The organism is Ferrovibrio sp., assembly GCF_025869515.1.
GTDB lineage: Bacteria > Pseudomonadota > Alphaproteobacteria > Ferrovibrionales > Ferrovibrionaceae > Ferrovibrio.
Genome location: NZ_JAOZVR010000050.1, coordinates 1 through 8,640 on the forward strand (window position 1 = coordinate 1; position 8,640 = coordinate 8,640).

Genomic DNA, 8,640 nt, shown 5'->3' on the forward strand with positions numbered 1-8,640 from the left:
ACCAGATGGTCGGAGGCTGCCTTGGAGGCGGAATAGGGCGAGTTCGGCTGGTAGGCCGTGTCCTCGCGGAACAGACCCTCCGCGCCCAGCGTGCCGAACACCTCGTCGGTGGAGATGTGATGGAAGCGGAAGCGCTTTTGTGCCGCGCCCTCCAGCCCGCGCCAGTGGCGCAGCGCTTCTTCCAGCAGCGTGTAGGTGCCGACGATATTGGTGGCGATGAAGTCGCCCGGCCCGTCGATCGAGCGGTCGACATGCGACTCGGCCGCCAGATGCATGACGAGGTCCGGGCGAAAATCCTCCAGCGCCGCGCGGAACGAAGCGCCGTCGCACACATCCGCCTGGAGGAAACTATAGCCGGGGAGATTATGCACCTCCGCCAGCGAGGCGAGGTTCCCGGCATAGGTCAGCTTGTCGTAGTTGAGCACGGCGCGGCCCTGCCGGACGAGCCGCCGCACCACCGCCGAGCCGATGAACCCGGCCCCGCCGGTGACCAGCACGCGCTGCCCGTGGATCGTCATGTCGCGCGGTGCTCCGCCGGAGGCCATCAAAGCACGAAGGGGCTGGAGACGTCGCGCAGCCTCGGCTGCACGCGGTCCTTGTCGGAAAGAACCGCCCCGTCCGGCCCGACCGGCCAGTCGATGGCGAGGTCAGGATCGTCCCACGCGATGCCGGCGTCATTCTCGCGCGAATAAGGCGCGTCCACCTTGTAGGCGATGAGCGTATCCGGCTCCAGCGTGCAGAAGCCATGGGCGAAGCCGTGCGGGATGAACAGCTGCTCGCCGCTCGAAGCGGTCAGCGTCGCCGCCACCCATTTGCCAAAGCTCGGCGAGCCCCGGCGGATATCCACCGCCACGTCGAAGATCGCCCCGCGCACCGCCCGCACCAGCTTGGCCTGCGCCATGGGCGGGACCTGGAAGTGCAGTCCGCGCACCACGCCCACCTCGCGCGAGAGCGATTCATTGTCCTGCACGAAGGCGAGGTCGACGCCGAACGCGTCGAACTGCGGCTTCTTGTAGGTCTCGCAGAAATAACCCCGCGCGTCGCCGTGCCGGACAGGCTGGACAAGCACGACGTCGGGTATTGCCAAGCGTGTAAAGGCAGCCACCGTCCCCCCAGAACGAAAAATGCGGGCCAAATCCAGCCTCGCAAAAATATTGCGACGCAGCAAGCAGAGAAACCAGAGCTGGCGACCGAAACGTGCAACGCTTCGAGACGTGCAACCATAGTCATCGAAGCCCGCATCGGTCAGTCGTTCAGCCGACTAATGAGCGCCAGTCGAACTGGCTCCCGCAGCCAAAAGAGCCTGACCGATCTGCGTTGCTTCGCCCTTTTTAAAGGGCAAGGCGAGCATCGCGGCTCCATAATGCGCAACAAGCGACACCTGCTCGGACGCCGGCCCCAGAGCGATGCCGATCCGATCAGGACTTGTCCCCGATAGATTCGTCTCGAGGGTACCGACCTCCAACGGCACCTTGCCGCTCAGTTCGCTGGCAAGCCGCGCGCTTTGAAGCGCTGCCGCGGTAAAACCCGCGAGGTCCTCAATCCTGATCGACAATTGCAAATGATCGCCCGATCCTCTGGAGAGGATGAGCAGCACCGTCCCGTCCGATTGCGGTTTGAAGCCATATTGGACGCTGTCCGCGGTCGTGCCCTTCTGCGAATCAATCATGGCCGATCACTACTCCGACACTCTTGAAACCTTGCGCAATATGGGCGGCGGCAGGCCGTCCACCGCCTCTTATAGCAGAAAGCGGATTCCCCCATACGAGGATCGATTGCCAGGCAGATCCAACTTCCGCAGCGTCATTCACTAAACATAGCTTCCGGCAAAAAGGGCCTGCCCAGCCGCGTCGATGTCACCTCATGAACGCCCAGGCCCCGGCAGATCTGCCTCATCGCCCGAATCGCCGAACTCATACGCGACCTGATAGCTGCGGCATGCCTCCTGAGCTTCCGTTAGCCCTGCGAGCGCAGCCTCTCGCAGAAATCGCTGCGCAAGGCTGCGCGCCTCGTCAGCACCGGGGCGGCTCAGCACCATCACGGCATAGTTGAATTTCCCGACAATATGGCCAGCATTTCCAGCTTCACGGTAGGACTCTTCGCCCCGGGTGACGTCCTGGGCAACACCCTCGCCGCGACAATAACGCACCCCTAGATCGAACAATGCCTGAGGGTGACCGCGGGACGCAGCCTTCTCCAGCCAATTCAACCCTATGGGAAGATCGACATCGACCCCATCGCCGGAAAGATACATCTGCGCCAACGCAAATTCGGCATCCGAACTGCCGCCCTCAACGGCGGCCATAAGGGGCCTGAGCACGTCTTCCATTAGCGCGCCTTGCGCGCGCAGGACCGTTGCCAGGCGCAGATGCGAGGCGACATGGCCGAGCGCCGCGGCTCGCTCGAGATAGGAAATTGCTTTCGGCACGTCGCGCGTCACGGACTCTCCGCGCGCGTAAATATGCCCGAGCCATGCAAGTGCCCCCATATGGTCCTGAGCCGCGGCTTTCTCCAGCCACACGACGCCGTCCAATTGCGCGGGATGTTCGCCAAGGAGGTCGCGGCCAAGCTTGAACTGGGCGGCACTGAGGCCCTGCTCGGCGGCCATATTGAGATGGCCGCGTGCGGTCTGCGGGTTCGCCGGCACACCATCGCCACGCTCCAGAAGGATGGCGTAGTTGAACGCGGCCAGGACATGACCGCCTTGCGCGCTGCGGGCGAACCATCGCGCGGCGCTGGTGTTGACCTGTGGCACGCCTTCACCACAGGCATACATGCGGCCTATCACAAATTGTGAATCGACATCGCCCGCCTCGGCCGCCTTCTTGTACCAACCGGCCGCCTCTGCCTCATCACGGAGTTCGCCGAACAGACCTTCATCATAAATCTGGCCCAACCGCTTCATGGCGTGCAAATGGCCCTTCGCGGCAGCGCGTCGCAAATGCGCCTTTCCCCTTTCCTCGTCACGGTCCGATGTGGTCATGGCGAGATCGATCACCGCCAGCAGAAAATCGGCGTGGGGCACGCCCTGCTCGCTGCCGGGGCGCAACCAGAAGCGGGCCTCCGCCATGTCTTCGGCGGTGGCGCGCGCCATCAGTTGCTGCGCCACCATCATCTGCGCGGGGACATGCCCCCTACCGGCCGCGCGCTTGTACCAGATCAGCGCGGTCTCACTATCGGCTTCGCAGCCTTCGCCCAGACGATAGAGTTCGCCGAGTCCATATTCGGCCCCAGCAACGCCGGCCGCCGCAGCAACAATGTAGAGATCATGGGCCTGGTCAACCGCGCGCTCGCCGCCGAGCCCACGCACCAGCAGCTCGGCCAATCGATAATGTGCCTCCGCGTGACCTTGCCGGCACGCCTCGATCAAATGCTTGCGTGCGAGTTCGAAGGGATCATCCAGATCCATCCGAGCGCCGAGCAATCCCCCGAGTTCGGCCGCTCGCTCAGGTTCTCCATCCGCCACGTTTTGATACCAGCCGCGAACCCCACGTGGGATCCGTTCCATGCGCATGAGGCAACAGCCTGCTGCGAAATGCCCTTCGACATCGCCCTTCTCTGCGGCGGCTTGATACCATTCAAGCGCCTGGGGATAGCTGATCGGCGTTCCCTGCCCGCGCTCATGCAGACCCGCCAGCGCCATCATGGCGTCGATACTGCCCTGTTGCGCGGCACGCCGATAGGCGATGAGCGCGGCATGGAACTGTTCCTTCGCCATCAGCCTGGCAGCGCGGGCCAGGGAGCGCTCACGGTCGTTGAAGACCCGGCGCAAGACGGTCGCAAATCGCTTCATCACGGCTCGCGCATGGCGCCCGAAAAATTCTTTGCCACCCCGCCGGCGATATATTGGAACAGGGTGCGGGTACCGACATGAATGTCCGCCGACAAAGTCATGCCAGGAACCAGACGGAAGCTGGCGGGAACGTCATGAAACTGCATTTCGGTGATCGCCACGCGCCCCTTGTAATAGGGGATGTCCGTCGGCTGGCCGTTGTCATCCGTGGTAAAAGAACCTTCGCTGACCCACAGCAGTTCCCCTAATGCGCGTCCATGGGCCATGAAGTCGAACGCATCGACCTTGATGGTCACGGGATCACCCGCCCGAACAAAGCCGACATCGCTCGTGGCAATCTTGATCTCAGCTTCGACCGGTTTGCTCAAAGGAGCCAGTGTCAGGAAGACCTCGCCCTCACGCAGAACAGAACCGACGGACAGCTTGGCGATGCTGAGCACCATTGAATGTTCGCTGGCATGCAGCTCGACAAGATCGCGACGGCGCGCCGCCTTGGTGAGTTCAGCCAGTGCAGCGTCGCGATTATTGCGTGCGGTGACAATTTCCTGGCTTAACGTGGCACCCCATTGCTGGACAAAGGCATCGCGATCCGCCTCAAGCGCCGCGAGCGAGTGGCGGGCCTCGATCAACGCCTTCTGCCCATTCTCCATGGTACGCAAAATCTCAAGCTTCTGATCGGTGGCCAGCAGGAGATTGTAAAGACTGCCTGCGTCCTTCTCCATCAAAGTCTGACGCATTTGCTCGATCTGCGTCACGATCTTGCTGCGTTCGCCAAGCCTGATGTCATCTCCTTCAAGCTTGAGAACGGTGGCACGGGCCTGTTCGATCTTCTGATCATAGCTCGACAATTGCGCGGCATATTGGGCCTGGCGCTGGCGATGCAGCGAGGTCTGCAGAAGAACATAGGGACGGATCTCTGGCCCCTCGTTCAAGTCGAAAACCGGAACCTGTCCCGCCTGCTCGGCTTCTGCGCGCGCAATCTGGGCATTCAGCGAGGCGACCTGCTGCTCCAATTGCTCGACATCGGCGGCGGCGAAAGTCGGGTCGAGCGTCGCCAGTAACTGCCCCTGCTTCACCTCCTGACCTTCCTTGACGTCGATGGACTTCACCACGGAAGGATCAAGCGCCTGGAGTACGATCAAGCCGCCTGTCGCCACGACCTTGCCCTGCAAGGTCGTCACGACGCGGTCAAGTCGAATGAAGAAAGCCGCGAGGAAAAGGGCGATGACGAGCCCGCAGACGATCCAGATCGCGAGCCCGGGCAGCCGCGAGCGCGGCGTATGGCGCAGATCGTTGGCTTCGGACTGAAAGCGCAGGATGGCGTTGTCGGCCGAATTACGCGACACCGCGTCCCTCCATGACCTTCAAACCGCGCCGCGCCGGCTGATTGTGGCGGTTCTGCTGATGCCACAGCTCGCTGTAAATGTCGCAGCGCAGCAGCAGATCCTCATGCGTCCCGATGTCGACCTTGGCCCCCCTGTCCAGAACCAGGATCTGGTCGGAATGTACGAGGGACGACAGACGATGGGACACGACGATGACCGTGCGCCCCGCCGATATCCGCGCCAGATTGGCGTTCACGATGGCTTCGCTCTCGGGATCCAAGGCGCTGGTGGCCTCGTCCAGGATCAGAATGCGCGGATCGGTGATGAGCGCGCGCGCGATAGCCAGACGCTGTCGCTGGCCGCCGGACAGATTCGAGGACCCTTCATAGACAAAGGTGTCATAGCCTCGCGGCAGCCGGTCGATGAATTCCTCGGCACCTGCCAGGCGAGCCGCCCGCACCACATCCTCATAGGACGCGTCCATGCGGCCAATGGTGATGTTCTCGCGAATTGTCCCGCTGAACAGGAAGCTGTCCTGCAGAACCACGCCGAGCGATCGGCGCAGATGGTCGAGATCGAATTCGCGAATATCGATGCCGTCAATCTTGATCAGCCCGTCAAAATTCGCGTGCAACCGCTGGATAAGCCGCGTCAGCGTCGTCTTGCCCGACCCGCTGCGCCCGACCACACCGAGCGTTGTGCCCTTTGCGATGTCCAGACTCACCCCGTCCAGCGCCTTGGTCGACGTACCCGGATATTGGAAACTGACATTCATGAGGCTGAGTTCGCCAATGAGAGGGCTGCGCACTCCCGCGCCCTCGCGCCCTGCCTCCTCGGCGCGATTGACAAGATTCGACACGACTCCTACGGCGCCGCGCGTCTCGTCATATTGCTGAATGAGCTGCGCCAACCCTCTGAGCGGTGCGCCGACACGCTGCGTGAGCAGCAGGAAGGCGGCCATCGTTCCGATGGCCACAGGATCGGAATTGGCGACGGCGAGATAAACGGCAATGGCGACGACGCCATAGACCATGAACCGCTCAAGCGGCTGCGTCACCGATTCGATCAGATTACCGGTTCGCCCCTCCGCTAGCTTGAGACGGGCGACATTGGCGACCAGACGGTCCCATTGCCGCATTTGACGATGCTCGAGCGCCAACGTCTTCACGGTTCGCATGCCTTGCAGCGTCTGCCCCAGAAAAGCGCCACGCTCGCCTTCGGCCTTCAAGGTCGCCTCGGCGTGGCGCCGATAAGCAGGCAGCATCACGATGATCCAAAGCGCGATCAGACCACCAACTGAGCACACGAGCACCGTCATCCACGGATCGATGAAGAACATGACCGGAATGAAAACGAAAATTGCGATAGAATCGAGCAAGGTTCCCAGAAGTGAACCGGTCAGAAAATTGCGGATCTTGTTGGCTTCATTCACGTCACGAATGATCAATCCAGCCGGCATACGCTCGAAAACATCCATTGGCAGGCGCAGCAACCGGCCAAAGATAAAAGATGAGACCTGAACATCGATGCTGCTGGACAGATGCAGGATCAAATGCCGCCGCAGCGCCGACAGCACAACATCGAAGATGGTAAGAATGATCATTACAACGCAAAGCGTCGCAAAGGTCGACAAGGCGTGGTGCATCACGACCTTATCAAGCAGCAAGCGAATGAACATGATCGGGGCAAGAGACAAGACGCTCATCACCACGGCAGCGATGAATATGTCGCGCACGATCGCCTTCTCGCGCAGTGCCAGGCGACAAATATAGCCGAAGGAAAACTGCCCTTCTTCGATCTCCGCACTCAGCTGCGGCTGCAGCAAGACGACCTGGCCGCCGCTGGCCGTCTCGAATTGATGCCGATCGACAAAGATCGGCGCCTCCGGCGCCATTGGGTCGACCAGCACCACTTCAGCCCGCGCATCGGAAATGCTCGCCCGCGTGATGACCACGGCATGGCCGCTGCGCAGCAGCAGGACAGCGGGTAGAGCCGCGCCAAGTCGGCCGAGTTGCTTCCAGCTCAAGGTCACCTGGCGTGCGCGAAAACCATGCCGACGGGCAATATGGACGATGTCGCCGGCCGTCAGATCGCCGGGATTGAGCGCCTCCTTGCGCGCCACGTCGACCGCCGACAGGGTGACGCCTTTTTGACGGCCGACATATTCGAGCGCGGCAAGCAGCGACTTGCCCGCGCCGCCCGCCGCAGCTTCGTCCATCGCCACCGCCTCATTCATGCCGAAACTCCCCGCGATCCCACGCAACATTGTAACGGATCGAGCAAAAAAACAAAAACGGGAGGCAAAAGCCTCCCGTTTTCACACCACATAGGCAGGAACTCTTAAACCTGCTTGAAATAGACATTGGTCACGTTATAGACCAACGCCGTCTTCGTCTCAGCGCCCGAGCCGAAGGAATACAGCGTGCTGCCGTCTCCATTCACGGTGACGGTAACTTCAGCAGCGGTGTAGTTGTAGAATATCAGCGTATCCGTGCCGCCACCACCATAGATGGTGTCATTGCCACCCAGGCCATTATAGATCTCGTCGTTGCCGGCGCCGCCGACCACGGTGTCATTGCCACCGAGGCCGCTATAGATCTGCGCACCGCCGCTGAGATAATCATTGCCCGTGCTGCTGATCAGAGTGTCGGCACCGATACCAAGCAGCGTCGCACTGCCACCATTGGCAAGCAGCCAGCTCTGACCACCGCCATAGAGCGTGTCGCTGCCCACACCGCCGAGCAGCGTGTCATTGCCGCCGGAGCTGTAAAGGCCGTTATTACCTTCGACCACCTGAAGGAAGTTGGTGCCCGAACCGGCGATGAGCGTGTCGTGGGCACCGGCCGACAGACCAGCAAGCAGCTGATCGCCACCCGAACCGCCGATCAGCGTGTCGGAACCCGACATACCCAGCAGCAGGTTGTTACCTTCATAGGCAACCATCAGCGTACTGGCGCCGCTGCCCGCGACCGACAGAAGCGTGTCCGCGGCCGAACCCGACATGCCGCCATAAAGCGTATTGCCCGCATTATAGGCGACCAGGTAGTTCTCACCGCCGCCGACCAGCGTATCGTTGCCCAGGCCCTGGAGGATCTGGTTCTCGCCGGCGCCGCCATAGAGAATGTCATTACCGTCACCGATGACGGTAATGAAATCACCATCACCAGCCAGGATCGAATTGCTCGTGCCGCCGGTGACGATCAGCGTCGTATAGCTCGCACCTGTCAAAGCGACGACGGCATCCTGCGGCGTGACGACATAGTCGATCATATAGGCACTGGAATTGCCGCCCGTGCCGAGCTCGATGAAGAGTTCCTGGCCTGACGTCAAATTATAGAAATTCGTCCCACCAGCATTGCTGTTGGTGACCAGTTCCGCCGCGATGGTCGCACCCGGCGCCGAAGGGTAAAGTCCCTGCGCAAACAGGGCATTGGTAATCTCAGTCTGATAAGTCGGCCCCGTCGCGCTCAATACTGTATCGAGCTGAGCCGACGTCAAGTTATATGTTGCCATTAATCCACC

At 61.4% G+C, this 8,640-nt stretch carries 7 protein-coding genes; all 7 read right to left on the minus strand.

Annotated elements, in window-relative coordinates:
* A partial coding sequence (locus OJJ21_RS07790) for a GDP-mannose 4,6-dehydratase (protein ID WP_297684822.1) occupies positions 1–518 on the minus strand: 518 nt, incomplete at its 3' end.
* Between the two features lie 26 nt (positions 519–544).
* Positions 545–1,105, minus strand: a complete 561-nt coding sequence (gene rfbC / locus OJJ21_RS07795; RefSeq protein WP_297684834.1) for a dTDP-4-dehydrorhamnose 3,5-epimerase — start codon at positions 1,103–1,105, stop codon at positions 545–547.
* A gap of 156 nt (positions 1,106–1,261) precedes the next feature.
* A complete protein-coding gene (locus OJJ21_RS07800; RefSeq protein ID WP_297684824.1) occupies positions 1,262–1,669 on the minus strand; it encodes a hypothetical protein in 408 nt (135 codons plus the stop codon).
* 192 nt (positions 1,670–1,861) lie between these two features.
* Positions 1,862–3,793, minus strand: a complete 1,932-nt coding sequence (locus tag OJJ21_RS07805) for a tetratricopeptide repeat protein (protein ID WP_297684826.1) — start codon at positions 3,791–3,793, stop codon at positions 1,862–1,864.
* Positions 3,793–5,139 (minus strand): HlyD family type I secretion periplasmic adaptor subunit, encoded by a 1,347-nt coding sequence (locus OJJ21_RS07810; RefSeq protein ID WP_297684828.1) that lies wholly within the window; start codon positions 5,137–5,139, stop codon positions 3,793–3,795. Before OJJ21_RS07810 ends, OJJ21_RS07805 begins: the two co-directional genes overlap by 1 nt.
* Entirely contained in the window at positions 5,129–7,354 is a 2,226-nt protein-coding gene (locus tag OJJ21_RS07815) for a peptidase domain-containing ABC transporter (protein ID WP_297684830.1), read from the minus strand. The genes OJJ21_RS07810 and OJJ21_RS07815 overlap by 11 nt, the downstream gene beginning before the upstream one ends.
* A 104-nt stretch (positions 7,355–7,458) precedes the next feature.
* Positions 7,459–8,640 (minus strand): calcium-binding protein (locus OJJ21_RS07820; RefSeq protein WP_297684832.1); only part of this gene is annotated, 1,182 nt, incomplete at its 5' end.

Excerpts from the sequence above, each read along its gene's own strand:
- OJJ21_RS07800 (WP_297684824.1), bottom strand. The coding sequence starts at position 1,669 with ATGATTGATTCGCAGAAGGGCACGACCGCGGACAGCGTCCAATATGGC.
- OJJ21_RS07805 (WP_297684826.1), bottom strand. The coding sequence starts at position 3,793 with ATGAAGCGATTTGCGACCGTCTTGCGCCGGGTCTTCAACGACCGTGAG.
- OJJ21_RS07815 (WP_297684830.1), bottom strand. The coding sequence starts at position 7,354 with ATGAATGAGGCGGTGGCGATGGACGAAGCTGCGGCGGGCGGCGCGGGC.